General features: G+C 47.4%; 20 protein-coding genes and 4 tRNA genes. 11 read left to right on the top strand and 13 right to left on the bottom strand.

Translation table 11 applies throughout. The features are described 5' to 3' along the window. Nucleotides 1-576: 576 nt before the first annotated feature. The 9 genes from BTV99_RS09150 to BTV99_RS09110 all read right to left on the bottom strand — a co-directional run bounded on the left by BTV99_RS09150 (nt 577) and on the right by BTV99_RS09110 (nt 8,062). Nucleotides 577-651, bottom strand: a tRNA-Thr gene (locus BTV99_RS09150). Nucleotides 652-767: 116 nt separating this feature from the next. Beyond that, nucleotides 768-841: transfer RNA gene (locus tag BTV99_RS09145), tRNA-Gly, on the bottom strand. Between the two features lie 80 nt (nt 842-921). After that, nucleotides 922-1,005, bottom strand: a tRNA-Tyr gene (locus BTV99_RS09140). A gap of 67 nt (nt 1,006-1,072) precedes the next feature. Then, nucleotides 1,073-1,148 (bottom strand) — tRNA-Thr (locus tag BTV99_RS09135). 192 nt (nt 1,149-1,340) lie between these two features. Further along, the gene (locus BTV99_RS09130) at nt 1,341-2,837 is read right to left on the bottom strand and encodes an anthranilate synthase component I family protein (RefSeq protein WP_075102057.1); all 1,497 of its coding nucleotides are present in this window, start codon (nt 2,835-2,837) and stop codon (nt 1,341-1,343) included. 250 nt (nt 2,838-3,087) lie between these two features. Beyond that, nucleotides 3,088-3,996 carry an FHA domain-containing protein gene (locus tag BTV99_RS09125; protein ID WP_075102056.1) on the bottom strand — a complete coding sequence of 303 codons (909 nt, stop codon included), beginning with the start codon at nt 3,994-3,996 and terminating at the stop codon, nt 3,088-3,090. 103 nt (nt 3,997-4,099) lie between these two features. Further along, a complete protein-coding gene (locus BTV99_RS09120; RefSeq protein ID WP_083608605.1) occupies nt 4,100-5,002 on the bottom strand; it encodes an RsiV family protein in 903 nt (300 codons plus the stop codon). A gap of 380 nt (nt 5,003-5,382) precedes the next feature. Further along, nucleotides 5,383-6,978 carry a peptide chain release factor 3 gene (locus BTV99_RS09115; RefSeq protein WP_075102055.1) on the bottom strand — a complete coding sequence of 532 codons (1,596 nt, stop codon included), beginning with the start codon at nt 6,976-6,978 and terminating at the stop codon, nt 5,383-5,385. 187 nt (nt 6,979-7,165) lie between these two features. After that, entirely contained in the window at nt 7,166-8,062 is an 897-nt protein-coding gene (locus BTV99_RS09110) for a hypothetical protein (protein WP_075102054.1), read from the bottom strand. 375 nt (nt 8,063-8,437) lie between these two features. Here BTV99_RS09110 and BTV99_RS09105 point away from each other — a divergent pair, with 375 nt between their 5' ends. From BTV99_RS09105 to BTV99_RS09085, 5 genes are all read left to right on the top strand, one after another. Further along, the gene (locus BTV99_RS09105) at nt 8,438-8,851 is read left to right on the top strand and encodes an organic hydroperoxide resistance protein (RefSeq protein WP_075102053.1); all 414 of its coding nucleotides are present in this window, start codon (nt 8,438-8,440) and stop codon (nt 8,849-8,851) included. Nucleotides 8,852-9,108: 257 nt separating this feature from the next. Further along, on the top strand, nt 9,109-12,063 hold the full coding sequence (gene polA, locus BTV99_RS09100; protein ID WP_075102052.1) for a DNA polymerase I: 2,955 nt from the start codon (nt 9,109-9,111) through the stop codon (nt 12,061-12,063). Nucleotides 12,064-12,365: 302 nt separating this feature from the next. Next, nucleotides 12,366-13,532: a hypothetical protein gene (locus BTV99_RS09095; protein ID WP_075102051.1), complete on the top strand. Its 1,167-nt coding sequence runs from the start codon at nt 12,366-12,368 to the stop codon at nt 13,530-13,532. A 261-nt stretch (nt 13,533-13,793) separates the two neighbouring features. Then, nucleotides 13,794-14,336 carry a hypothetical protein gene (locus tag BTV99_RS09090; protein ID WP_083608604.1) on the top strand — a complete coding sequence of 181 codons (543 nt, stop codon included), beginning with the start codon at nt 13,794-13,796 and terminating at the stop codon, nt 14,334-14,336. A 206-nt stretch (nt 14,337-14,542) separates the two neighbouring features. After that, nucleotides 14,543-15,331 (top strand): SDR family NAD(P)-dependent oxidoreductase, encoded by a 789-nt coding sequence (locus BTV99_RS09085; protein WP_075102049.1) that lies wholly within the window; start codon nt 14,543-14,545, stop codon nt 15,329-15,331. 43 nt (nt 15,332-15,374) lie between these two features. On the opposite strand, the gene BTV99_RS09080 is transcribed toward BTV99_RS09085, so the two are convergent. Then, on the bottom strand, nt 15,375-16,664 hold the full coding sequence (locus tag BTV99_RS09080; protein ID WP_075102048.1) for a right-handed parallel beta-helix repeat-containing protein: 1,290 nt from the start codon (nt 16,662-16,664) through the stop codon (nt 15,375-15,377). Between the two features lie 273 nt (nt 16,665-16,937). Here BTV99_RS09080 and BTV99_RS09075 point away from each other — a divergent pair, with 273 nt between their 5' ends. After that, nucleotides 16,938-17,255: a hypothetical protein gene (locus BTV99_RS09075; protein ID WP_075102047.1), complete on the top strand. Its 318-nt coding sequence runs from the start codon at nt 16,938-16,940 to the stop codon at nt 17,253-17,255. Nucleotides 17,256-17,379: 124 nt separating this feature from the next. On the opposite strand, the gene hemH is transcribed toward BTV99_RS09075, so the two are convergent. Beyond that, the gene (gene hemH, locus BTV99_RS09070; protein WP_075102046.1) at nt 17,380-18,399 is read right to left on the bottom strand and encodes a ferrochelatase; all 1,020 of its coding nucleotides are present in this window, start codon (nt 18,397-18,399) and stop codon (nt 17,380-17,382) included. 369 nt (nt 18,400-18,768) lie between these two features. Here hemH and BTV99_RS09065 point away from each other — a divergent pair, with 369 nt between their 5' ends. The 4 genes from BTV99_RS09065 (at nt 18,769) to BTV99_RS09050 (ending at nt 23,025) form a co-directional block, all read left to right on the top strand. Next, on the top strand, nt 18,769-20,082 hold the full coding sequence (locus BTV99_RS09065) for a homoserine O-acetyltransferase (RefSeq protein ID WP_075102070.1): 1,314 nt from the start codon (nt 18,769-18,771) through the stop codon (nt 20,080-20,082). Beyond that, nucleotides 20,079-20,696, top strand: a complete 618-nt coding sequence (metW, locus tag BTV99_RS09060) for a methionine biosynthesis protein MetW (RefSeq protein WP_075102045.1) — start codon at nt 20,079-20,081, stop codon at nt 20,694-20,696. Before BTV99_RS09065 ends, metW begins: the two co-directional genes overlap by 4 nt. A 389-nt stretch (nt 20,697-21,085) precedes the next feature. Continuing rightward, nucleotides 21,086-21,667 carry a tetratricopeptide repeat protein gene (locus BTV99_RS09055; protein WP_075102044.1) on the top strand — a complete coding sequence of 194 codons (582 nt, stop codon included), beginning with the start codon at nt 21,086-21,088 and terminating at the stop codon, nt 21,665-21,667. 275 nt (nt 21,668-21,942) lie between these two features. Beyond that, nucleotides 21,943-23,025 carry a rhodanese-related sulfurtransferase gene (locus tag BTV99_RS09050; RefSeq protein ID WP_075102043.1) on the top strand — a complete coding sequence of 361 codons (1,083 nt, stop codon included), beginning with the start codon at nt 21,943-21,945 and terminating at the stop codon, nt 23,023-23,025. A 126-nt stretch (nt 23,026-23,151) separates the two neighbouring features. Here the strand turns inward: BTV99_RS09050 and serA are convergent, their stop codons facing one another. Next, nucleotides 23,152-24,378: a phosphoglycerate dehydrogenase gene (gene serA, locus BTV99_RS09045; RefSeq protein ID WP_075102042.1), complete on the bottom strand. Its 1,227-nt coding sequence runs from the start codon at nt 24,376-24,378 to the stop codon at nt 23,152-23,154. Nucleotides 24,379-24,698: 320 nt separating this feature from the next. Here serA and BTV99_RS09040 point away from each other — a divergent pair, with 320 nt between their 5' ends. Continuing rightward, nucleotides 24,699-26,141 (top strand): FAD-binding oxidoreductase, encoded by a 1,443-nt coding sequence (locus tag BTV99_RS09040; RefSeq protein ID WP_075102041.1) that lies wholly within the window; start codon nt 24,699-24,701, stop codon nt 26,139-26,141. A gap of 102 nt (nt 26,142-26,243) precedes the next feature. On the opposite strand, the gene BTV99_RS09035 is transcribed toward BTV99_RS09040, so the two are convergent. Next, the gene (locus tag BTV99_RS09035; protein ID WP_256713766.1) at nt 26,244-26,873 is read right to left on the bottom strand and encodes a BLUF domain-containing protein; all 630 of its coding nucleotides are present in this window, start codon (nt 26,871-26,873) and stop codon (nt 26,244-26,246) included. Nucleotides 26,874-26,947: the final 74 nt, after the last annotated feature.

The following is a 26,947-nucleotide window of genomic DNA, read 5'->3' as shown; positions in this document are numbered from 1 at the left end:
CCGATGGTGCCGACGTTGACGTGTGGCTTGTTGCGTTCAAACTTGGCCTTTGCCATGGGTAATTCCTCTTTTTTTGGTGAATCTTTATCAATAAAAGATCAGTGAATAGCTGTTTGACGGCTTTTGATGCATATTCAACCATCAAACCGTTGACGCTATGGCTTAACTACCAAAACGACCTTGCTTAACCTGTTATCGCAAACATAAGACTTTTCATTTGCTTATAAACAAGGTACGTTTCAATGCTTTATTCAAACTTGTTTTTATTCAATCTTACTTTTGATCACACTTATATGCTTGGCTATTATACTTACTTTTTGCGCGATTGCCCATCAAACAAGGTATCGCGATATGGCGGTTAAGTTACGATATCTTACGAGCCCCTAACCAATCTGCCAGCTGAAGCTTTACTGCTTTGTTAACCAATTGACAGCACTAAAAGGCAACACCTCAGTGTCACCTTTGAATTATAATCTGCCACACTAATTTTATAGTTTTCAATATTCTATAATTTCGATATCGACGTAAAGCTGTGTATTAAAGCTCAAGGCAAACACAAAAGGCTAAAACAATAAATGGAGCTCATATCGAGAATTGAACTCGAGACCTCTCCCTTACCAAGGGAGTGCTCTACCGCTGAGCTATATGAGCATATTTTTAATAACTACAGCAGAAATCTGTAGATTTACTAAAAAAAATATCACGATGCAGCGATAATAGCTGACTGTCGTGATGTATTGTTGATAGTCTTTGCGATGGTGTATAAATGGAGCGGGTGGCGGGAATCGAACCCGCGTCATTAGCTTGGAAGGCTAAGGTGTTACCATTATACCACACCCGCAATCACTCTTGTTTTGGCTGACTCTAATAGAGAGTCTATCATAATAAGAGCTTGCTTGGCGCTATGACAAACTTAAAATATGGTGGTGGGAGAAGGATTCGAACCTTCGAAGCTTTCGCGACAGATTTACAGTCTGTTGGGTTTGACCGCTCCCCAATCCCACCTTAGGGTGCTTTGAACAAAAATGACTTTAAAACAAGGCAATTTCATAAAAAGCGACTTTGAAAGAGATGGTGCCGACTGCCGGGATCGAACTGGCGACCTACTGATTACAAGTCAGTTGCTCTACCAACTGAGCTAAGTCGGCTTGTTCTCTCAAAGTGGTGGCTATTCTATCAAATATTTTGAGAGACGCAAGCCCTTTTTTATTTTTTTTGCGATTAATTTCACATTAATTGTCAAGCAGTTGATTATGTTACTGTTTTTTTTGGCCGTAAAACCGCTTTTATCGCAGTCATAGCGTTTGTGCTTGTTTTACCGTTCGCTGCAAGCCTAGCCATTAGCGAATACGTAATCCATTACAGGCCATTTTCACGGCTTTTATCAGTATTTGGGCTTTTTGATTGATCTCCTCCCACATCGCGTCTGCAGTAGCACCGTCGTCCACATTTGCGCCTACTTGGATATGTATCTTGCCGCGGCGCATCACTGCTGTGCGCACCGCAATCGCAGTATCCATATTGCCATGCCAGCCCAAATAACCAATACAGCCGCCAAAGACGCTACGACGCACCGGCTCAATCTCATCGAGGATTTGCATCGCGCGGATTTTGGGTGCACCTGACAGTGAGCCTGCAGGAAAAGTGGCACACAGTACATCGAGCGCATCTTTGTCAGCAGCTATCGCGCCCTCAACATGAGAGGCCATCTGCATCACTTGCGAATAACGCTCGACAGCCATTTTTTGGCTGACCTCAACGCTGCCATCTTCACAGACGCGGCTAAGATCATCACCTGCTAAGTCAACGAGCTTGCAGTGCTCGGCGACCGCTTGCTGGTCAGCGAGCAGCGCCGTCTCAAGTGCTAAATCGGCGGCGGCATCTTGGCCACGTTTGCGCGTGCCTGCCAGCGGACGCACGCTGACACGGCCATCCTCTACGCGAGATAGCATCTCAGGAGAGGCACCGATGATATCAAAACGTTTGTGATCATCTAACGTGTAGCCATGCACTAAAAACAAATACGGCGATGGGTTTAAAAATCGTAGCGCACGATACACTGCCAGCGAGTTGCCTTTATAATCCGCGGTCAGGCGCTGGGCTGGCACCACCTGCTGCACATCCCCTGTCACAATATAGTCTTTAATTTTATTGACATCCGCACTGTATTTATCCATGCCAGTATGCGATTTGAACTTAGGTGTGGGCATGATAGGGGCGTACAAGCTTGGCATCTCTGTCAGCTTGTCTTCTATTTTTTCTAGCTCGCGAATGGCATGGCTATAGCCGTCATCGCTTCTGCAGTCAGCATAGACGATGATAGATAGGGTATTTTCTAGCCTATCAAAGACTATCACATTCATCGATAGCATGAGCCACATATCAGGCATGGTCATTGGGTTGGGCGCTTCACACTCTCCCATACTCGGCTCGATCACCCGTACCATATCGTAGCCGAAATACCCAACCAGACCACCGCTAAAGCTCGGCAGGGCCGGCATGTCTGTTGAAGTTGGCATTTGATACTCTGCCATCAGGGTACGAATATACTCAAATGGTTGGTCTACCATCTCCACGTCGATATGATCATTTTTTTTGACCGTCATCACCCCATCTATATATTGCACGATCAGATCACCACCCAGACCAATCATCGAATACCGTGCCCAACGCTCACCGCCTGCCACCGACTCAAACAAGTAGGCCGAACCGCTCAAATCACGTACTTTGGAAAACACCGAGACTGGCGTTTGGGCATCCATCAAGCGTTTTTTGATCAGTGGCGCATGGCTAAAACCACGGTCTTGAAAAGCTTGATATTCTTCAAAGGTCATCATAATGAAACTCTCTTAGCAAACGATTGGCAAAAGATAAGAACAGTAAAAACGATAGTCACAATATAAATGCAAGATAGCGTCAACACTCTACTGAATGTTGACGCTATAAAAATGGCAGATTGGTGGCTTATTTTATTATCAGTGGCGTAGTAAGGATAACTGGTAGCCGCTAATTATATCAAAGCTCGCTGGGGTTATAGCGGCCCAAACGGACTGGCCAGTACTGCATTAAAATTAAACGCCATTAAAATTAAGCGCCGCCCATATTAAACAACCATAACGCCAACCCGATAATCAAAATTGCGATAAACACCCATACAAACCAGCCGCCGCTGGGCTTTTTCTCTACTTGGCCGGCATTGGCAGGATTATTGATGGCTTGCTCCATGGCATTATTGCCTTCGGTACCAAGGTCGCGCTCCTGACCGAGATTGGCAGTCCCAGAAAACTGAGCGGTCGCCGCTTGCTTGGCGCGCAGTACCTCAGGATCCGCTTCTTCTTGTAGCGCAGTTTTGGTGGTTTTGTCATGCTCGTCAAGCAATGCTTCATCGGCGGTCTTATCTGCTGTAGTGGACGCTTTATGAGCCACTGGCTGTTCTGTGACAGGCTCTATAACAGGCTCTGTGATGGCCTCTTCTTTGATACCCATAGGTGCAGACTGCGTCACCGGCGTGTCGTTGACCGGCTCTGTCTGCTCGGCCGCCGATAGCACCTCATCGATACCCGTTTCTTTGATGACGGGCGCTTCAGGGGTGCTCGCTGCAGCCACTTCATCAGTTGATGCTGCTTGCTCTATCGTCTGAGCGGTCTCTTGCTCCCGTACAGGTGCACTGACTTGAAAGCGAAAACTGGCAAACCCCAAGGTGTCTTCTACTTGTAGCGGCGTTGACTTATTGCCTTCCAAGCGCTGATCATTGACAAACGTACCGTTGGATGAATCCAAGTCTTTTACGTAGAGCTGGCCGTCCAATACGCTAAGCACAGCATGATTACGCGAGACTTGCTTGCTACCTAGCACCACGTCATTGTCACTGCCACGGCCAACAGAGAGGCTATCTGTGACGGTCAATGTCAAATCGCCCAACGCTTCGGTTAGGGCCTTGAGACGCCAACTGTCTGCATCTGCGGTGGTATGTGCATTATCTGTATGGTTCATCATGCTATGACTCCTTATTTTTTATGAAATTTTACATGTAATGTATTCAGGTATCTCTCAGATTTGATCGCTGAACAGGCAAATGTGCCAGACACATCAACTATAACTATTTATTCGACAGGCGCGCTGGTAAAAACTGCGGTTTGATAACCCCCTGAAGCTGGCTATAAGGGATGCTCAGCACTGGCATGCCATAAGCATAAGGCCCGATAGAATAATGCTGATAGCGAATATCGATGCCCTGGTCTGTCAACGTGACATTATTACTTAGGGTAAACGGCCAGCTTTTCTCATAGCTGGCAACATCCTCATCGACTGTCTTGACCCACTCTTTATAAGCGCTATAGGCTAAGGCATTAAAGCGAGGTTTTTTGTTGGGCTGTAGCATATCTGCCAGCTGGATTGGTTTTTTGGTTTGGTGATCAAATATCAGGTACTCACTATAGGGCATGCCGTGAGCGCCGCCCGTAAAGACGTATGAGTTTATCTCAAACAGCTCAAAATCATTGACGTGACCTAAGTATTCTGGCGTGACCATAAGGCTATAGACAAACACGCTGTCTGCTGGCACCTCCGCAAACTGTGAGGCCACAAATTCATCAAGCGCTGCCTTGACATCGTCAGGCGTTTTTACCACTCGTGCGCCTGACTCGCTAGGTTTGCTATTGACCACCAGCGCATCAATACGGGCGTTGACGACATCATTTATCCAAGCATGGTTGCTTTGTAGATACTGAACCTCTATCGTTGGACAATTGTCACGCTTAGCGCACTTATCTTGTAGCGGTTTTGGTAACTGGTAATCCAGATAGTCACGCTCACTGATTAAGCTGGCAGCAAAGCTCGGCATGGCAAGCGACCCTACCAACACGCCCGTCGCCAGCACACGCCACAAACTCGCTTGTAAAGGCTCTGTCTGCAAAGTTGTCTTTTGCAAAGGCAGCCGCGCCGCTATCAGCGAGCGAATGCTATGGGCGCAAGTTACGATAGAACCAGACACGGTGTTCATATAGCCTCTTTTTATACCTATTATTTTTATCTATCAAGCTTTTAAGATATCAGCTTTTACAGTGTCAGCTTTTAAAACATCCTAAAACTCAAGCTATCTAAAATAGCAGTATTCAAAACCAAGCTGCCAAAGCGCTCTGCTTCTCGGCAGGCTTTTATTAATGACATCTTATAAACTGACACGCTACTTGATATTTTATCGTAACCATACCGATATATTGTAGGAACACTGTTTGTGTTTTTGAGGTGTTAGCGCATGACCTGTGTGCTATGTCAGCCCGTCAGGTCAAAGGCAAATAAATAAAAAAGACACGAAAGTCGTGCCTTTTATGGTTGTCAGTCGCACCGCTTTAGATGGCAAGCGCGGTGCGACAACGTGTATTAGTGCTCGCGGGTATTACTAAACGTCACCTCTGGATAGCGGTCTTGCATGAGCTGCAAATTTACTCGTGATGGCGCTAAATAGGTCAAATAACCACCGCCATCTATCGATAGCTGATCATGGGCTTTTTTCTTAAACTTCGCCAGCGCCGCTTCATCATCACAATGAATCCAGCGTACCGTCGCGATAGAGACAGGCTCAAAGATACATTGTACCTTGTATTCTTCTTTCAGACGATGGGCCACCACCTCAAACTGCAGGACACCGACCGCGCCCAAAATCAAATCGTTATTGATCTGCGGCATAAATACCTGCGTAGCACCTTCCTCGCTCAGCTGCTGCAGGCCTTTTTGTAGCGCTTTGGATTTGAGCGGATCTTTTAATACCACACGGCGAAACAGCTCAGGAGCAAAATGCGGAATCCCCGTAAAGTTCAACTCCTCGCCTTCGGTGAAGCTATCACCAATTGAGATCGTCCCGTGGTTGTGTAGACCGATAATATCACCCGGATACGCCTCTTCTAGCGCTTCACGGTCACCCGCTAAAAAGGTTAAGGCGTCAGCAATACGCACGTCTTTTCCTAGGCGCACGTGCTTCATTTTCATGCCTTTTTCGTATTTACCTGAGCAGACACGCAAAAACGCGATGCGGTCACGGTGGCGCGGGTCCATATTGGCCTGAATTTTAAAGACAAAACCACTAAACGCCGTTTCGGTCGCAGCCACTTCGCGCTCATGCGTCGGGTGCGCTTTGGGCGGCGGCGCATACTTCACCAAAGTATCAAGCACCATATTGACGCCAAAGTTGCCCAGCGCGGTACCAAATAGCACAGGGGTCATCTCGCCTTTTAAAAACGCTGCAACATCGAAGTCTTCGAGCGCCATTTGTACCAGCTCAAGCGACTCCTCAAAAGCATCAAACATCAGCTTGCCCAAACGCTCACGGATATCAGGATAATCATAGCCTTCGCGGGTTTCTGCCACGCTCATATCACCGCCATGGCCTTTTTCGTACAGATAGGTTTTGTTTTCGGCCAGATGATAGACCCCAACAAAATCTTGTCCCATACCGATCGGCCAAGTAACAGGAATGCATTTAATTTTTAAAACGTCTTCGATTTCACTGAGCAGCTCAAGCGGCTCGCGAATCTGACGATCGAGCTTGTTGACAAATGAGATGATGGGGGTGTCGCGCATACGGCAGACTTCCATCAGCTTGATGGTACGCTCTTCGACACCCTTAGCACCATCGACCATCATCAGCGCGCTGTCTACGGCGGTCAGAGTACGATAAGTATCTTCTGAGAAGTCGGCGTGACCTGGGGTGTCTAGTAGATTGACCATATGGTCTTTGTAAGGAAACTGCATGACGGAGGTGGTGATAGAGATGCCACGCTCTTGCTCCATGCTCATCCAGTCAGAGGTCGCATGACGGTCGGTTTTACGGCCTTTGACCTCACCCACTACCTGAATGGCTTGTCCCCATAGGAGCAGCTTTTCGGTCATGGTGGTCTTACCCGCATCAGGGTGCGAGATAATGGCGAAGGTGCGTCGCTTGGCAACTTCTTGATTTAGTTTTTTTGGGTCTACGCTCATAATGTTCGGCTTCAGCAGTTGGGTCATTTAGAGATTAGTCTAAATAAATAGGGTAAATATGAGCGTATTGTAACGGATTTAGCGCCAGACTGCAGAATTAGCGCATAAAAAACACGCTCTATGATAGCCCAATAGAGCGTGCGACCTTGGAGGTTACGATGTTTTTGGCCTAAATTATGGGCTTTTTTTAATAATAGCGTTTGATTTCTTGCTCTAAAAAGTCAGCCGCTACGTCATTGACCAACGTGCAATCGACTACGCCGCTCAAAGGATCATTATTTGAGTCATTAACCCCACTCGCCACATGCTCAGCATTATACACCCGACCTTTATATTCTACACCGTTATAAGTCGCAACGATTTGCTGGTCATCATTATAAGCTTGCACGCTTGCTAAAGGGTATTGTTTATTAAACCCAAGGCTGGTTCTAGTGATCTTCTTGCTGTAGCCGTCACCAATTTGATTTTCAATAAACTCTATCCACGAGTCGATATTTTTATAACCTGTTATACCCTTTTCATTAAAATAGACAAACTCACGTTCACTATTTGTCATAGGTGTAAAGCATTGTGCGTTCTTAGGAAAAGAAACTTTACTGCTTATTCTCGAATAATTATATAAGTCTGTTAGTACGCCAGCTCGCTTACCTGTGACTTTATCCACACTGTAACTGTCCGCTCTGACACCATATAAATCATATTCTTTATAATCAATAGTAAACATTGATTTATTATTACTGTTTTTCTGGTAAATAGGACGACTAACTATATTACCATCAACACTAATGTCTTTATCGGCTATGGTACCTTCAAATCTATTGGCTAACACTATCGAGCTCTCTAAGTTATCGACGTCAGGCTGGGCAATACCAACAATATTGATTGGCTGTACCTGACGTTCGCCATTTCGGTAAGTTGTATCGATACGCGTAATCGCATTTGACTGACTCTCAAAACTACTCACTGTGAGGTTATTATTCCCCGAACCATACACACCATCGTCTTCGCCGCAGCCAGCCATCGTCAGCGCCAACACAGACAATACGCTGGGAATCACCATCCATTTTTTTATAGAGTTGCTCATTACATAGTATCCTTGTCATGGTCAGGTCGGTTGCCATTTATTGTCATCTATACTGAGGACCAAACAGCGATATTGATGTGATCAGTTTACCTCAATACCCTCATTATTTATATATCAACGCTGTTTTGTTATGCGCACACTGTTTGTAGATTTACAAACTTGTTATATATGTTTACGCCTGACCCATTGTGCGCATCAAATAGCTTGCTACCATGGATAAAAACAATACGAGCTTACCAGCCTTTATTCGACGCTCGCACCTACAATCGTATTTATATAAGTCTTTAATACATAAGTTTCTAAATCAATTTTAATACAATAGTCTCTAAATCAATAAAGCTCACCACGAGCGACAAAACCAACAAAGGATGTGTTATGAAAACGTTATATTCTACCAAAGGTACCACCACTGGCGGCCGTGCAGGTTCAGCCAGTCTCGCTGATAGCGATCTGAGTATCAATATGGTGCCGCCCGGCTCTGGCAAAGACGGCAATAACCCAGAACAGCTATTTGCCATGGGTTACAGCGCTTGTTTTGATGGCGCATTAGGCGCGGTCAAACAAATGGAAAAAGCCAAATTTGACTCAACCACCGAAGTCGAAGTGGATCTTATGCAAGGCGAAGGGCACGACTATAAGCTGGCGGCAAAAATCCACGTGATTGGCAAAAACACTGAGTTATCTGCTGATGAGTTCCAAAAGCTGGTCGAAAAAGCCCACCAAGTCTGCCCATACTCAAAAGCCACGCGTGGCAATATCGACGTCGAGGTGACATCAGAGGTTCAATAAGTTCTCGGCTACTATAGTGTCACGAAGCATAAAAAAGAACGCAGCGAGTCTGGGTTCTTTTTTATTGTCTGGCGCTTTTGTTTGTACGCATCTTGTACGCATCGCGGCTTTTATTGGTTCGTCTTATTCGTTTGTCATTCATTCGGCAAGAAGGGTTTTTATCGTTATAATGAGGGTATCTTTTTACCTAATGCTTGTTTTTATCCCATATTTTATTATCCAATACCTGCTGCCAAATACTTGATAAGTGACCCTCTATGACTGACAACGACCACAACTCCCACTCGCCCATCAATCCAAATACCTTGCCAGATTTTGCCTGTATGCCCAACGTCGCAACGATGGACACCAGTCATGTGGATAAAGAGCAACCGCCTTTTATCTTGGTCGACGGCTCTTACTATCTGTTTCGCACTTATCATGCCTTGCCAAAGACCATGCAAAACTCGCAAGGCCTCATCACCAACGCCATACGCGGTACGTTAAATGCGCTATTAAAACTGATGCGCCGCTATCACCCAACCCATATGGCGGTGTGTTTTGATACCAAATCACCGACCTTTCGCCATGCGATGTCTGAGGAGTACAAAGCCAATCGCCCCAAAATGGACGTAGAGCTGGCTGAGCAGATTCCGTATATTCATAGCTTGGTTGCCGCGCTTGGGATTCCACTACTGCGTATCGAGGGCGCAGAAGCCGACGACATCATCGGTACGCTGGCCTATCGCGCCGTCGCTGAAGGGCATCACGTGGTCATCTCGACAGGTGACAAAGACATGATGCAGCTGATTAATGACTGCGTGATACTAGAAGACAGTTTTACGGGCAAGATTACTGATGGCGCAGGCGTGGTGGAAAAATTCGGGATTGAGCCGCATCAGATGATCGATTTTTTGACGTTGATGGGCGACTCATCAGATGGCATCAAAGGCGTACCGGGCATCGGCAAAAAAACCGCCAAAGATTTGCTCAATAAATACGGTAATATCGAGACCATGCTGGCCAATGTCGCCGATATCAAAGGCCGTGCTGGCAAAAACCTGGTCGAGTATGCCGATGACATTCCGTTCAACGCGCAGCTGGCCACTATCGTCACCGATTTAGAAATTGGCCAAGACTGGACCGATCTAAAAATCAATACCGACCCGTGCGCCCATATCGATGAGCTACGAGCGCTATATACTGAGCTTGAGTTTCGAAACGAGCTGGCCTCGCTTGATCATCCAAACCACCCTGCCAATGGCTCACAAAGTGTGGCGCACGCTCAGGCCGATAGTGAGTCACAAGCGCAAATCGCTAAATCCTTACAGTCAAGCACTATCGACAATATCACCGATAGCAACAGCCGCGATAGCGCATGGCACACGATTTTAGACGCGCCTGCTTTTGATAGCTTGGTCAAACGACTAGAAGCCGCACCGCACTTCGTCATCGATACCGAGACCACCAGCGTCTATTGGCGACAAGCCGAAATCGTCGGCCTGTCTTTTGCACTGCAAGCGCACGAAGCCTACTATGTACCGCTGACTCATAGCTTAGAAGGGGATGAGCTGACCGCCAAGCAGCTGGATCGCGACATGGTATTGGCGCGTTTGAAACCTATCTTAGAAAACCCAAATATCGGTAAAATCGGCCAGCACCTCAAATACGACGCTCATGTGTTAAGTCATTATGATATCGACTTGATCGGCGCGATTCACGCCAGCCCCAACAACTGGGCGATGGATACCATGCTAGCAAGCTACGTCATTAATGCTGCCATTACTCGCCACGGTATGGATGATCTGGCACGCCACTATCTACAGACGCAAACGATCAGTTTTGAAGATGTCGCGGGTAAAGGCGCCAAACAAGTCACCTTTGATCAGGTGGCCATCGATATCGCCAGCGACTATGCTTGTGAAGATGCCGATATCACTTATCAGCTGTTTGATATCTTTCATAAAAAACTGTCTGATGACGAAAATAACGCCAAACTGCTGCACGAGTTAGAGATTCCAACGGCCGAGATACTGTGCCAAATGGAAGCAAACGGTATCTTAATCAAGCGCTCGTTTTTAAATGAGCTATCAGAGCGGTTTGATGAAGAAATCATCGCGCTCGAAAAACGCGCTTATGAAATTGCTGGCGAAGAATTTAACCTTGGCTCGCCAAAGCAGCTGGGTGAAATGCTGTTTGATAAGCTGGGCATCCCTGGCGGCAAAAAAACCAAGTCAGGCCAGTACTCGACTGGCGAAGCGATACTGTCAAAGATTGATCACCCATTGGTCGAGATTGTCCTTGATTATCGCGGGCTGTCTAAGCTTAAAAGCACCTATACCGATGCGCTGGCCAATGTGGCAGACGCCCAGAGCGACCGCGTACATACCAGCTATCATCAAGCGCTGACCAGTACCGGACGACTCTCATCGACGGATCCTAACTTACAAAACATCCCAATTCGCACCGCCACCGGCCGCTTGATTCGCCAAGCCTTTATCGCGCCAGCAGGTCGCGTTATCTTGGCAGCGGATTACTCACAGATTGAGCTGCGTCTGATGGCGCATTTCTCAGGCGACAAAAACTTGACACAAGCCTTTAATGAAGGTCTGGACATTCACGCAGCCACCGCAGCAGAAGTGCTAGGTAAAGAGGTCGCTGAGGTAACTGCGACCGAGCGCCGCAACGCCAAAGCCATTAACTTTGGTTTGCTCTACGGCATGAGCGCCTTTGGCCTTGCCAAACAGCTACAGATGAGCCGCGGTGAAGCGCAAGAATATATCGACATGTATTTTGAGCGCTATCCTGGTGTCAAAGACTATATGATCAACACGCGTGCCAGTGCTTATGAGCAAGGCTACGTCGAGACGATACTGGGCCGTAAGCTCTACACGCCCGATATCACTCATAGCAACCGCATGGTCAAGCAAGGCGCTGAGCGAGCCGCGATCAACGCTCCACTACAAGGCTCTGCCGCTGATATCATCAAGCTTGCCATGATTGCTGTCGATAAGGTATTGCCCAAAGATCAAGCCAAAATGCTGCTGCAAGTCCATGATGAGCTGGTATTTGAAGTTGATAGCGATAAGGTCGATGAAATTAGTCAGCTTATCACCGATGCGATGCAAGATGTGTTAACGACCACTGCGGCTAAAAAAGGCTGGCAAGTCGACTTTGCCGTACCATTACTGGTAGAAACAGATAGCGGTGCCAATTGGGACGAGGCACATTAATCGCCCAAAGAAGATATCGCAGCAGCTACGATAAATACTATCGAATTAGGGCGTGCTACTGTACTCTTTTTATTGCGGATTGACTATAGCACCTATTACCATTGACCCATAAAAGGGCTGAGCGACCTGCTTGGCCTCTTTGTGATTTGTTATTTGCTATCTTTTATTTGTCAGAATAGTTATCGCCGCCCTATAACCACATATCGATGCGCGCGACCGCATACGCCTTGTCAACTGTTGGGAAATCGGTCAATATGGCATGATTATTTTTCAATTTTGCCTACAGGCGACTATCTGCCATTATGAAACCCTCAATCCTTACCACACCGACTCGTCATACTTTGACTTATGCTGCTTTAGCTGCACTGAGCCTGTGCACGCCAGCGTTGGCGGATCATAGCGCCGCCATACCGGCAAAACATCAAAACACCGCCCACCCTTCATCCAGTCCTCAGATCGGTGATGTCAATACAACAGACACAGCCTATCAACAGCTGGGCTATCAAGCACGCTCACCACTTGCCGCGCCACAGTCCCTTGACTCCTCAGCACAATGGGGCTGGGCCGATGAGCGGCGACAAGACGCAAAAGCGCAGTTAGACGAATGGGCGCACGAAATGGACGGGTGGTTTGGTGAGCCTGACCCAAAAGCGCCTGCTACCGCGAGCCTACGGCTGGTGCTAGACACGCGCTGGGCCAATGACCCACTATCAGGCAGTGATGTGAGCGTCGAGCCTCGGGTTCGTGGACGTCTACGCTTACCGGTCTTAGAGCGCCGCCTAAGCTTGATTATCGGTGATGAAGACTTGGATGATGATGATTTTTTACGCCAAAGCGCGACAGGAGCGGCTTATCAAGCCGATACCGCAAGCTCTGATAGATTAATCAATAGTAAAAAGACTCGTGAAGATAACGCCTCTATTGCGCTGCGCTGGTCACGCTTCAACGATGAGATCGAGGAGCAATTGGGCGTCAAAACAGATATCGATGTCGGCGTACGCTCACTTGATGATCTGTATGTCAAAGTCAGTGTCGATCGAGACTGGTATCAAAATGAGAAGCTACAAGTAACCACCGATAGCTTTTATCGTTATGGCCTCGATAGCGAACACTACGCCAAAGGCGGACTTACCTTGCGGTATGGCGCTGATCCAGCACGCTTTCTTAACAACCGTACTGCAGTGCGCTACCGCAATCAGGATAGCAGGGAGGACACCGACTGGAGCCATGATCTAAGACAAGTCCATCAGCTCGGTGAAGAAAAGCAGCTGGCCTATGGTATTTCGACCAGTGGTTATTTTGATAAAAACAAATCACTGCTCAATAGCTATGGCCCAGCCATCACCTACCGTCAGCCGATTTGGCGGGAGTGGCTCTACGTGCAGACAGAGCTAAACTATTATAATGACAAAACAGAACACAAAGACCACTACCCATCAGCACTATTACGTATGGAGGCACTGTTTTAGTCCGCGATAGCCCATTGCTGTCTCGCTTGGCAGCCGGCACAAGACAAATAATATGTTGCTATCTGTGAAACAGTGTTGACTATTTTGTAAATATTAACAATCCCTTATGACCAATTAGTTATGTTTCATAATGCTATTTATGGATAATCAAGCGTATAATAACGCTGTATCTCTATTTTATGTCTTTATTTTTATATTACTTGTGATTGGAAGTGAGCCTTAGCGCTCGCTTTTTTTATTGCAAAATCTGGAGTCCTTATTTTGATTACAGATGGTCTTATCGAAGCCCCTGGCATTATTATATTGTTTGCTTGCTGGATACGCTGTCTCCAGTACTTTCGGCGCAGTCATAGCAAAAAAATTGAAGCGTTTTGGTTGGCGGCAGTGCTTGTGTTTTTTGCGGTCATACGCCGCGAGCTAAACTACTTACCCGATCTTTTTATTCCAGCTGATTTTTTGTTGCTGAGCCAGCCCTATGACTGGTGGGAAGATTGTGTGCTAACCGTCGTCTACCTGATGATTGTTGGGCTGCTGGCTTACTCATGGCGCTATCTTTTGGCAGTATTAAAGCGTGTGCCCGTATCGTTATATTTGACGGTAGCGGTACTGGCACTACTAGAATACATGGGCGAAAACATGATTGGCATACCTGAAGCCCTTGGCGTGGTGATCGAGGAGCTATCAGAAACCGCCGTCTATGCCATTGCCTTGATATACCTATGGCGCTTTACGTTAAGCGACTATGACTGTCCCTCAGCGCGCGCAGATCTATCGCACTCTCACGCGGTGTCGCATTCAGCATAGATATCTGATATAACCTCGGCCACAGCCGCCGTGCCCGCGCCGCCTATCAATACTTGCCGCCAGATTTGCTATACTGGATCAACGCCCGAGCGCACATATCTCTGATATCCACTTGCTCTCGACTTATCCATTACTGCTAGGGCGTGTCCTCATTTTGATAAGGGTAATAAAAATGAGGACACACCCAAATCACCGAGTCACTTATTATGAATATCTTAATCACTGGCGCCTCACGCGGTATCGGTCTGGCCACCGCAAAAAAACTGGCAGAAAAAGGCCACAACGTCGGCCTGTTTGCCACCAATACGGCCACGCTTGAGGATGCCATCGACGACAAAGCCTTTAAAAAAGCGCTGAAAAAAAACCGTGTCATTATCGGCAAATTAGATGTCACCCAACCTGAGCTATGGGACGACGCCATCACACAAATGATTGATCATTTTGGCAGTATCGATGCGCTAATCAATAACGCAGGCGTGTTGGTCAGTGGCACTTTGCCGACGACTGATTTGCAAGAGCAGCTGGCCTTAGTCGATGTCAATTGCAAAGGCGTGCTTATCGGCTGTCATAAGCTTGCGCCTTATTTGGCGGATAGCACCAATGGTAAAATCGTCAATGTCTCCTCGGCCTCGGCCATCTACGGCCAGCCCGAGGTTGCGGCGTACTCTGCCAGCAAGTTTTTTGTCCGTGGACTTACCGAAGGGCTAAATATCGAGTATGACCGCCTTGGTATCAAGGTCATTGATGTCATGCCGCTGTGGGTAAAATCAGACATGACAGAGGATCTTAGTGTCACCAGTATTGAGCGCTTGGGCATCAATCTAAACGTTAATGACGTGGCAAAGACTCTGTGCAAACTGACCACCCGCCCCAATCGTAAACTCAAAAGCACGCACTACTCGGTCGGCATGCCAGCCAAAGTCTTTCAGACCCTCTCACAAGTTACGCCTGATCCTGTGATCCGCTGGGTAAATACCAAAGTGGGTGCCAAATAAAGCGCAGCCCATTTACCCACAGCTTATCGTATTATCCTGACGGCTACTCAATCTGAGTGGCCGTTTTGCTGGCGGCTCGAATGTCAATCGCTTGCTTTATGGTTTTATCAGCGAACGTATTGTTGTTAATCAGTGTATGGTTGACTGGCCCTGCGGCAGTGTCTTCGCGAATTTTTGAGCCAACCTGAATGGGCAAACGAACGTCGGCGGCGAATGTATTACCCCTAATCAGTGTGCCATCATCTTCTACGATGATACCTTGCTCGACTTGGGTAAACTGATTATCAATGATTTGATTGTCTTTAGCACTGTCTAAGTGATAGCTGGCAAACAGCGTTTGCTTGATCAAATACGCGCCGCATTCAAACCCTTTTAGGTTGCGTGATTGCCTTGACGCCACCCACACGCCCACTGGCTCATTTTGAAAGACATTACCGCGAATAATATTGTCACGACTCGACTCAGTGCGCTTAAAGTGATTGCTACGTGACGGGTCATCAGCATGCTCAAAGCAGTTGCGATAGAGCAAGATACTGCCTGCGCCATTGTGAAAAAACTGATTATTCTCAATACGATTGTTGCTTGATGAGTCCACCGCGATGGCTTCACGATTGGGCTTAAACGTGCGAAAACCATTACCGACAAACACAGAGTCTTTGATGACATTGTCGCGACTGCCAAACTCTAAATATAACCCAACCGTGCCAGCGTTTTGAATACGCACGTGCTCAAAGCTCACGCCGTGTACGTGATCGCCGACAAACATGCCACTATTAATACTACTCTGACTGCTGACATTGATGACGCGGATATCTCTTGGTGCCAGCGCGCGATTGGCAGTAGGATCGATAACGCCGCGCGTATAACGCTGATTGGGATGGCTGTATTGGCGAATGTGCAGCGCATGGCCGTAGCCTGTTATATGACAATTAGCAACGGTGATATCTTCGATAGCAGCATCCGTCTTTGGTTTAATCACGATAGCACTGGCCTTTGATGAATCATCGGCGCTGGGGCTAAGCTGCGCCCCTTGACAGTCAAGCGAGCTATGAGAGTCACTGAGTTCAAAGCGTATCGATTGCCCTGTTAAGTCGCAGCTTTTACTCAGGAGCTGATGGCCTTTTATCGTCACAGTTTGCTTGGGCGTCAGCTGCGCGCACTCTATCACGGCCGCGGTACTTGGTAGCTTGGCCTCCATCACCAACGGCTTTTTTATAGTGTCCGTTTGGCTTACAGTTGGCTGATCGTCACAAGCGCTTAAGCTCATCGCGGTTATCAGGCCGACCATGATCGATAGTACATTGACATATTTTAGGCGAGAAACAAAGGTCATATAGTCAATTCACTCTAAAAATGACATAGCGCTGCTGGGATGAATTTTGCGCAGCCCCTGTGATAACAGCACGTAAGTAAAATTTATACCAGTAGCGCGTTTAGATTTATAACAATTTTAATTTGAGCTGACTATAAATAACGCTCACTGCGGGTTGTCTTACATTTTTTGAACATCCTGTGACACCTTACTACTAGTCGAGCTCGACCTAACACGGCACACTGATTCCCATCATACAGATAAAAATCAATCATAAGATAAAAGGAATGACAGATGGATAATACAAAAACCCCGCTCCCAGAGGCACAAGACCGTATCGATGGCGATGACAATCAGCGAGTCGATTTAGACAATCCAATGCTGCATACGATTGATGACGATGACGTCATTGACAATAGCGCAGGGTTCGACAACTCACAAGCAGGCAGCGAGGCCACGCAAGGCCTCACACCGATGCATCGCCAAAATATCGATGAAGCCCGTGTCGATGAGGTATTGGTCGAGGACAATCTAGATGACAAGGATTATCCAGACATCGTCGATATCGCTGATACCGATGCTGCTGGGCGCAGTAACGACGATAACTTCTAACCCTATCTGCTCAGCACAGCATCAATGACGTCAAACACTGGTAAAAAAAACACCGAACATCATGTCCGGTGTTTTTATCATTCATGGTGTAATGGACATTATTCATGGAAATCAAAAGGCTTAACTACGCCCAACCATCAAGCGTGCCCGCCCAGCCTTTGACCAATGGTTTGCTAAGCGCTTCGAGCAAATCAATATGCGCCTCATCAAGGTTAAGTGCAGGTATATAATGATACTCTTGCCCGCCAGCATTGAGGAAATTATCACGGTTTTCAATCGCCAGCTCTTCTAGCGTCTCCAGACAATCGGCAGAAAATGCAGGACTGACAACCTGCACCGAGCGCACGCCAGACTGACCCCACTCCTCTAGTACCACATCGGTATAAGGCTTAACCCATTCTTGTTTGCCAAAACGCGACTGAAAGCTGATGATCCATTCATCATCTCTTAGACCTAGCGCATGGGCCACTTGGGCGGCAGTACACTTACAGCGCTTTGGATACGGATCGCCTTTATCCGCATACGGCTGCGGGATACCGTGAAAACTGAACATCAGCTTATCAGGTTGGCCATGCGCTGCCTGAAAACGACGAATCGAGTCTGCTAGTGCCTGAATATACAGTGGATGGGCAAAGTAGTCCTTTACAATGGTATAGTTGGGCAAATTGCGCTGCGTCAGCGTCCATTTGGTCAGCGCATCATAGACAGCACCGCCTGAGGTGGCAGAGTACTGCGGAAACAATGGCAAAATGACAAAGTGATCCACGCCCTCATCGCGTAGATTGTCCATCACCTCAGGCAGACCAGGATTGCCATAGCTCATCGCCGCATGTACCGACACACGAAACGGCGCTGCGCTGTCGGCCAGACGCGGCTCTAATAATGCCACTTGGCTGTTTAATATCTTGCGGATCGGCGAGTCGCCCTCCCAGATACTGGCATAAGCTTTTGCGACGCGCTTCGGCCGACTAGGCAAGACAAACAAGTTAAGAATAATGGCCCACAAAAACTTAGGGATTTCAATCACCCGAGGGTCTGATAAAAACTGTTTGAGATAACGACGGACAGCAGGCGCTGTCGGCTCATCAGGAGTCCCGAGGTTGACCAATAAGACGGCGATACGTGGCGGCAGTTTAGGTTTCATAAAAGTCGTGTGTGATTCATAAGTGATAAAAAGGATTGTGAAGGCATTATTCATTGAGCATCTGATTAGTGTAGCATTTTATCGCCAAAAAACGCATGATGAAGGCCGTCTTTATACAATTTGCTACGCACGTCAAATAAAGACTGCGTACGGAGGTTGTACTCCTACGCCCATCGCCATACAATAGAGCCAACCATCACCAAAACCGTATAAAAACATGCATGCTATTTTGCTTGTGTGGCTGGTGATTTTATTGACGCTTAATTGATGCTTATTTATAGATGATTGTTGTCTTGCGAGGTAGCTTTGAACGCACGCTCTGATAGTACCAGTGACCAACTCCCAACAGATACACTCGACCCACAAGGCTTGACCGATCAGGCAGGCTCAGTCGGAATCGTCACGCCCGAAAAAATCCATTTTGCCGAGCCGCTTACCCTTGAGTGCAATCGCACCTTGCCGTCTTTTGATTTGATGGTAGAGACTTACGGCACGCTCAATCAAGACAAATCAAATGCTATTTTGATTTGCCATGCCTTGTCTGGCAGCCATCATGCAGCAGGGTATTATAGTCATGATGACAAAAAAGCGGGCTGGTGGGACAATATGATCGGACCCAACAAAGCCATCGACACCAATCAGTTTTATGTGGTGTGCGTCAATAATATCGGCAGCTGCTTTGGCTCGACAGGCCCCACCACCATCAACCCTGATACCCTCAATCTAGCTGATGGCAGCGAGCCGCAAGTCTATGGCCCTGACTTTCCACTGATTACCATCAAAGACTGGGTCAAAACCCAAGCTCTGCTCTCAGACCGCTTAGGCATCGATGTCTGGCATGCCATCGTCGGCGGCTCTATGGGCGGTATGCAAGCGCTGCAATGGTCGGTCGACTATCCAGACCGGCTAAAACGCTGCGTCATTATTGCCAGTACGCCCAAGCTATCGGCACAAAACATCGCCTTTAACGAAGTCGCTCGTCAGTCCATCCTCTCTGACCCAGACTTCAAAGACGGCCGCTATATACAAGCCGGCACTTATCCACGCCGCGGCCTGATATTGGCACGTATGGTCGGCCATATCACCTACTTGACCGATGACGCGATGAAGGCCAAGTTTGGCCGCGATCTAAAATCGGGCAAGTTTATGTACGGCTACGATGTCGAGTTCCAAGTAGAGAGCTATCTGCGCTATCAAGGCGAGCGCTTTAGCAAAAACTTCGATGCCAATACCTATTTGCTCATGACCAAAGCCTTAGATTATTTTGATCCTACGCGCGACTATGCTAATACTGACGATGACAACGCCATTGATGATAGTTTGGCTGCCAGCATCAATGATGAGCACACAGGTAGCACAGGTAGCGACCATACTGCTGAGCATAGCGACGATGTCGACAGCCAGCTTGAGCTGAGCGCCTTAAAAGCCGCCCTTGCCCATACCAAGTGCCAATATCTGGTGGTGTCATTTACCACTGATTGGCGCTTTGCCCCTGAGCGCTCACAAGAAATCGTGGATGCCCTGATGGCCACAGGTAAGCCGGTCAGCTATATCAATGTCGACGCCCCACATGGTCATGATTCGTTTTTATTTGATATCCCCCGTTATATGGGCGCGGTTAAAGGCTTTTTGACCGCCCCTTTTATGACCGCTAACGTGACCGGCACAGGAGAACGCTCATGAGAATGGACCATCAGTTGGCTGAGCGCTGGATCGCGCCGCAATCGCATGTACTGGATTTGGGCTGTGGTAATGGTGAGCTGCTCGCGCATTTACAGCAAAAACTGGGCGTGACAGGTTATGGCCTAGAGATTGATGAAGACAAAATCAATGAAGCCATCAGCAAGGGTCTCTCTATCGTCGAGCAAGATCTCAACGATGGGCTGGCGCGCTTTTCTGACGACAGCTTTGACACCGTCGTCATGGCACGGGCGCTCCAAGCGGTCAAAGCCCCCGACGTCTTGCTACTCGATATGCTACGCGTGGCCCGTGAAGCGGTCATCACCTTTCCCAACTTTGCCCATTGGCAAAACCGTATTCACCTTGGTCTAAAAGGCCTGATGCCCGTTTCAGAAGCCCTGCCTTATGAGTGGTACAACACCCCAAACATTCATTTATGCACCTTTAAAGACTTTGAGCAGCTGTGCGCCGAGCATGATATTCATATCATCAATCGCTTTGCTGTTAGCGACTCAGAAAAAGGCCATTCACCGCTGATGACATCTTTAATCCGTCAAGCACCCAACCTCTTGGCAGATGTCGCTATCTATCGCGTCACCAAACGAAAGCCTGCATAATATTCGAAAACCAAACGGCCTAATCCTCCTTGTCTGATTTTTATAAAATGATTGATTTATTCTTACGCGCAAGTAACTCTATGATTTTATTGAAGACACTCAGGTATAATCGGCCATGATTTCTTGTAATTAGTATTTGAGTTTCGTAAGTGTGGGTGTTAAGCTAGCAAAATAATGTCACTGACACCCGTATTTGCACCGTTCGTCTGTGTGGCTTGACAGCAACTGCTGAGCAGATGATTAGGTAAAGGGCTCACTATACTTGATGGATGGTTTGGGACGTTTGGATAATACATCATTGATACGACACCCCCTTATCGTTAGCGCCGCCTAAGATACTTTAGCGGTACAATTTTTTTGCTTATTAACTGTCTAATTTTGGAGCTGCTATGAAACTATTAAAAGCTGCGTTGTTTACTGCCTTATTTTCTTGCGCAGGTCTTGCCAATGCTGAGTTAATATCAAACGTACCGCTTGATACCTCACGTTTTGAGCTGATGCCTGTCAGTGAGCTGTCCAACCGTGCGGCGCAAGGGAATGACCATGCGCAATTTTACTTAGCCAAGCGCCTACAAAAAGGCGAAGGCGTGGCGCAAAACACTCAGCAAGCCATTCAGTGGTATACCAAAGCCGCGCAGCAAGGTGTTGCGCCAGCCCAGCTAAATCTGGCCATCATGTATCTACGCGGTGAAGGCGTGAAACCCAATCTTCAGCAAGCACGCCACTGGTTAGAAAAAGCGGCCATGCGTGGTGACAATCGCGCCAGCTACACGCTAGCCTTGCTCGATGAAAAACAAAAGAATCTGGTCGATGCCTATAAATGGTATGATTTGGCTGCCCGTGACGGTATGCTCGATGAAAAAGTACGCAACAAAGCCCGTGGCAAAATCGGTCAGCTGGCGTTGAACTTATCCAGCTCAGATATCGCCAATGCTCGTAGCCAAGCGGATCGTTGGTTCCAAAGCAAATAGCTTTTACACCGATTCTCTCAGTGATTAAAATCCAGCCGATGCGCTGGATTTTGTTCTTTTTAGAGCGACTATCGAGCCGTTTCAGAGACAGATAATTCTCCTTAAAATCGTATCAATCACAACACCGCCCTTCTCACAAAATCTTCAAAACACCAGTAAAATTTGCTACACTACGCGCGCACCAGCCAATTCCACAATTACGCTAGTGTTATCTATCTCACAAACACCTTAAATCACATGCACTAGGTTTGCGACCTAGCCCGCAGGAGACCATCATGAGTACCACTCAAGACAGCCATACCCAAAACAACACTCAAAGCAGTACGGCAGCTGAGAACAACGCCGCACCGGCCTACGATAGCGTCACCAATAATATCGTCGTCGCTGCACTTTATAAATTTACCCGCTTTGCTGACTTTGCGCAGTACCGTGAGCCGATCTTAAACACCATGCTGGACAATGACGTCAAAGGCACTTTATTGCTGGCCAATGAAGGCATTAACGGTACGATTTCTGGTAGCCGCCAAGGCATCGATACGGTCCTTGATTATTTGCGTAGCATCGAAGCGATTGGTCGTTTTGAGTTTAAAGAGTCTTATACCGACGCCCAGCCTTTTTATCGTACTAAGGTCAAGCTCAAAAAAGAAATCGTCACCATGGGCGTAGAAGATATCGATCCACTGCAATCTGTCGGCCGCTACGTCAAGCCGAGCGAATGGAATGCGCTGATCTCTGATCCTGACGTGCTCCTAATCGACACCCGCAACGACTACGAAGTACAGATTGGTACCTTTCAAAACGCCGTCAACCCACATACCGAAACCTTCCGTGAGTTTCCAGGATATGTGGCAAAAGAGCTCGATCCAACCAAACACAAAAAAGTGGCGATGTTTTGTACCGGCGGTATTCGCTGTGAGAAGTCCACGGCCTATATGCGCGAGCAAGGCTTTGAGGAGGTCTATCATTTAGAAGGCGGTATCTTAAAATACCTAGAAGAAATCCCTGCCAGTGACTCTATGTGGCAAGGCGACTGCTTTGTCTTTGACAATCGTGTGTCAGTCAATCACAACTTAGAAAAAGGTAACTACGAGCAGTGCTTTGCTTGCCGTATGCCGATTACAGCCGAGGACATGCAAAGCGCTGCCTATATTAAAGGTGAGTCGTGCCCGCATTGTATCGACAAAGCGACTGAGGAACAAAAGGCTCGATTCCGTGAGCGTGAGCATCAAATGCAGCTGGCCAAAAAACGTGGTGAAGCGCATATTGGTAGCGATGTGATGGACATCATCGAAAAGCGTAAAGCGGCTAAAATTGAAGCGCGCCGCCAAGCAGAAGCGGCCAATAAAGCCAAAGCCTAATCGGTTGACAACATACCCTGCTTTAAATGTTAGACGTTTAAACGATTAGCCATAAAAAAGAGATGCCCTATTCATAGAGCATCTCTTTTTTTGTATCAGTTTAACATCAAACGATCAGGGTTAATGTTAGAACAAGATACGCACGCGAATGGTTTCTTCAACGTCTTTTAGTTGATCAAGCGCGGCGGTTGAATCGTTATAATCCACATCCATCACGAGATAGCCAACGTCGCCTTCTGTCATCAGGCTCTGCGCCAAGATGTTGATATGCGCCTCGGCGAACAGACGGTTGATCTGTGACAGTACGCCTGGCACGTTTTTATGGATATGTAGCAGACGATGTGAGCCTTCTTTAAACGGTATAGAAACCTCTGGGAAGTTCACCGCGGTCGCTGTATCACCTTGATCTGAGTATCTGACAAACTTATCAGCCACTTCAAGACCGATATTGGCCTGCGCTTCTTGAGTTGAGCCGCCGATATGCGGTGTCAAGATCACATTGTCAAACTTACGTAGTGGTGATTCAAACTCTTCGTCCGCTGATTTTGGCTCTTTTGGAAACACATCAACCGCAGCGCCCAAAAGCTTACCAGACTCAAGCGCGGCCGCCAAATCATCAATCTCTACGCAAGTACCACGAGCGGCGTTGATAAAGTAGCTGCCGTCTTTCATGTGTGCAAACTGCTCAGCTTTCATCATATAGCGGGTGCTTGGGACATCAGGCACATGCAAGGTGACGATATCAGCGGTCGATAGCAGCTCTTCTAGGCTACCCACTTGTACGGCGTTGCCCAATGGCAATTTGGTCACGACATCATGATAGATGACTTTCATACCAAAGCTTTCGGCCAGTACAGACAACTGCGAGCCGATAGAGCCATAACCGACAATACCGATGGTTTTGCCGCGTACTTCATGCGAGTTGGTGGCAGACTTACCCCAGCCGCCGCGATGAACGGTGGCGTTTTTTTCTGGAATGCCGCGATATAGCATGATGGCTTCTGCCAATACCAGCTCAGCCACCGAGCGGGTGTTCGAGTATGGCGCGTTAAAGACGGGGATACCTAGGTCGCGAGCCGCGTCTAGATCGACTTGGTTGGTACCGATACAAAAGCAGCCGATACCGATGAGCTTGTGCGCATGCTCCAGCACTTCACGGGTCAGCTGCGTACGCGAGCGAATACCGATAAAATGCGCATCTTTGATTTTTTCGATCAGCTCATCTTGATCTAAGGCGTGACTGATATTTTCGATGTTGTGGTAGCCCGCGTCTTTTAATACTTTTAGGGCATTGTCGTGCAGACCTTCAAGCAATAAAAAACGAATTTTGTCTTTTTCTAATGATAACGCCATATGAGAACTGTCCTATGATTGTCTTATAAGATTATCTGCTCGATAATCTATGATGGGTGAAACGAAAACAGTCCAGATATCTTACACAAAATTCCGTCTCGATGTTAGCAGATTAGATGAATTATTGATTATCTAGCCTGAAAACTATTTATGCTATAGTAAACTCTGGTAGCGACACGCTGCCAAACTGGGTTGAACTGTTTTTTTTGAGGGCGACCTCCCCTTATATAAGCATACTTATAACTGCCGCGTTATATCCATTTAGCGATATAATAATCCCCTTTATGCATAGTACTTACCGTTTATACCGAGAGTTGACCATGACTTCTTTATCTAGCCAAAGCCCGTCTAACCCTAGTACCGCCGCCGTCCAAAGCCTTTTAGACTGTTTGCTTACAAGCCATCAGTTTGACCCAACCCAAATCAAAACCGACCCAGAAAGCCTTGAATATTGGGGCAAAGACTGGACCAAACACTTCGCCCCAGCCGCCTCTGCCATCGTCTTTCCAAAGACCACCGAACAAGTACAAGCCATCGTCCTGCTTGCCAATGAGCACAACATCGTCCTCACCCCCAGTGGTGGCCGTACCGGTCTGTCGGCAGGTGCCGTTGCCGCCAATGGCGAAATCGTCGTCAGCATGGACAAAATGAACCAAATCGGCACCTTTTATCCTGCCGATCGTATGGTCGAGATTGAAGCCGGCGTCATCACCGAACAGCTGCAACAGTTCGCAGAGTCAAAAGACCTATACTACCCTGTCGACTTTGCCTCAGCAGGCTCCAGTCAAATCGGCGGCAACATCGGCACCAACGCCGGCGGCATCAAGGTCATCCGCTATGGCATGACCCGTCAATGGATCATGGGGCTCACCGTCGTCACTGGTAAAGGGGATATCTTGCAGCTCAACCGCGGCATGATAAAAAACGCCACCGGCTATGACTTGCGTCAGCTGTTTATCGGTAGTGAAGGCACCCTAGGTTTTGTCACCCATGCCCAAATCAAGCTTGAGCGTCAGCCGCAAGACTTAAACGTCATGGTACTAGGTATGGACAGCTTTAATGATGTCATGAATGTGTTATCCGCCTTTCAAGCGCAGATTGATCTGACCGCCTTTGAATTCTTTGATGACGTCGCTATCGATAAACTCATGGCCCATGGTCAAGTACAAGAGCCTTTTGAATCTCGCACCAAGTTTTATACCTTACTTGAGTTTGAAGCGCCCTATGAGCCTATCATGGATAAAGCCATGGCCATCTTTGAGCATTGTATGATTGAAGGCTGGGTCGTCGATGGCGTCATGAGCCAAAGTCTTGCGCAAGCGGCAGAGCTGTGGAAGCTGCGTGAGTATATCTCTGAGACCATCTCAGTCTTTACCCCTTATAAGAACGATGTGTCAGTACTCATCAGCTATGTGCCAGAGTTTATCGCTGAGATTGATCATATCGTCGCCAGCAACTATCCAGACTTTGAGGTGTGCTGGTTTGGTCATATCGGCGATGGCAATTTGCATCTCAATATTCTAAAACCTGAAAACATGAGCAAAGATGATTTCTTTAGTGAGTGTCAAATTGTCAATAAATACGTGTTTGAGACGGTACAAAAATACGGCGGCTCGGTGTCTGCAGAGCACGGGGTGGGTATGACGAAAAAACCGTATCTACACTATAGCCGCAGTGAGACTGAGATTGCGTATTTACGTGAGATTAAGAAGGTGTTTGACCCCAATAGTATTATGAATCGTGGTAAGGTGTTTGATGTGTAAGAGGTTTTTTATAAAAACAGCCCATCTATAACCATAAAAAATGACGCTAAACCTCAGAGTTTAGCGTCATTTTTCTATTATCTTTTAGCACAATAGCACCGCTTATAAATATAACAGCACCAAACCAACGATTAATAGCACACTTAAAAACCCTTGCACCACTAAAAACGCTTGATGCGGGGCGGCGATATGACGCACCATATTGCCCAGCGCATTATAAGTAATACCAGCGGCTTTGATATGGGGCGGGCTATCAAAGGTTTTGATAAGTTGTAAAAACTGCTCGGTACGCTCAGGCGACCAGCCGTGCGGCGCAAATGGCAGATACGGTGACAATTGCGCTGCTTGCTGCTTGGTGGCAGGCGACCAAAGCCAGCGCTCCAAAAAAAGCAAACGCATGCGCCAGTCAGCAAAGCGGCGGCCACTTACCTGCCGTAACAGCAGCACCTCGACATGTTTGTGGCGATGATCGGCAAAGATACGCTGCGTCAGCGCCGCCACTTCGGCCTTCTCGCCTTCAATACATTGCAAAAAATGGCCGTTGCCATAACAGAGCGTACCGGTGATACCATGCTGCTCATTAAAATCTTGCGCATGGCCTTCTACTTCATCAAATATCGAGGCGCTTAAGCGCGAGCGCAGCGTCAGACTACTGACATACACCAACTGTACCAACGCATCATCTGCGATGTTCTCTAGTTGGCTAAATGCAGTGGTATGAGTGAGGGGCATAATAAAAATCCTAAAGGGGCACTTGTGCCGATAACCGAAGCAAATAAGCCAAACAAGACGCTGCCTGAATGATA

Source organism: Psychrobacter sp. Rd 27.2 (genome assembly GCF_001921755.1).
Taxonomy (GTDB): domain Bacteria; phylum Pseudomonadota; class Gammaproteobacteria; order Pseudomonadales; family Moraxellaceae; genus Psychrobacter; species Psychrobacter celer.
Note: the sequence above shows the minus strand (reverse complement) of the source record. Positions and strands in the feature narration are given on the sequence as shown.

Coding starts and splice junctions, on each gene's coding strand:
- BTV99_RS09095 (WP_075102051.1), top strand. CDS start 12,366: ATGAAACCCTCAATCCTTACCACACCGACTCGTCATACTTTGACTTAT.
- BTV99_RS09080 (WP_075102048.1), bottom strand. CDS start 16,664: ATGACCTTTGTTTCTCGCCTAAAATATGTCAATGTACTATCGATCATG.
- BTV99_RS09130 (WP_075102057.1), bottom strand. CDS start 2,837: ATGATGACCTTTGAAGAATATCAAGCTTTTCAAGACCGTGGTTTTAGC.
- BTV99_RS09120 (WP_083608605.1), bottom strand. CDS start 5,002: ATGAACACCGTGTCTGGTTCTATCGTAACTTGCGCCCATAGCATTCGC.
- BTV99_RS09110 (WP_075102054.1), bottom strand. CDS start 8,062: ATGAGCAACTCTATAAAAAAATGGATGGTGATTCCCAGCGTATTGTCT.
- BTV99_RS09085 (WP_075102049.1), top strand. CDS start 14,543: ATGAATATCTTAATCACTGGCGCCTCACGCGGTATCGGTCTGGCCACC.
- metW (WP_075102045.1), top strand. CDS start 20,079: ATGAGAATGGACCATCAGTTGGCTGAGCGCTGGATCGCGCCGCAATCG.
- polA (WP_075102052.1), top strand. CDS start 9,109: ATGACTGACAACGACCACAACTCCCACTCGCCCATCAATCCAAATACC.
- BTV99_RS09125 (WP_075102056.1), bottom strand. CDS start 3,996: ATGATGAACCATACAGATAATGCACATACCACCGCAGATGCAGACAGT.
- hemH (WP_075102046.1), bottom strand. CDS start 18,399: ATGAAACCTAAACTGCCGCCACGTATCGCCGTCTTATTGGTCAACCTC.
- BTV99_RS09075 (WP_075102047.1), top strand. CDS start 16,938: ATGGATAATACAAAAACCCCGCTCCCAGAGGCACAAGACCGTATCGAT.
- BTV99_RS09050 (WP_075102043.1), top strand. CDS start 21,943: ATGAGTACCACTCAAGACAGCCATACCCAAAACAACACTCAAAGCAGT.
- BTV99_RS09105 (WP_075102053.1), top strand. CDS start 8,438: ATGAAAACGTTATATTCTACCAAAGGTACCACCACTGGCGGCCGTGCA.
- BTV99_RS09035 (WP_256713766.1), bottom strand. CDS start 26,873: ATGCCCCTCACTCATACCACTGCATTTAGCCAACTAGAGAACATCGCA.
- serA (WP_075102042.1), bottom strand. CDS start 24,378: ATGGCGTTATCATTAGAAAAAGACAAAATTCGTTTTTTATTGCTTGAA.
- BTV99_RS09040 (WP_075102041.1), top strand. CDS start 24,699: ATGACTTCTTTATCTAGCCAAAGCCCGTCTAACCCTAGTACCGCCGCC.
- BTV99_RS09055 (WP_075102044.1), top strand. CDS start 21,086: ATGAAACTATTAAAAGCTGCGTTGTTTACTGCCTTATTTTCTTGCGCA.
- BTV99_RS09115 (WP_075102055.1), bottom strand. CDS start 6,978: ATGAGCGTAGACCCAAAAAAACTAAATCAAGAAGTTGCCAAGCGACGC.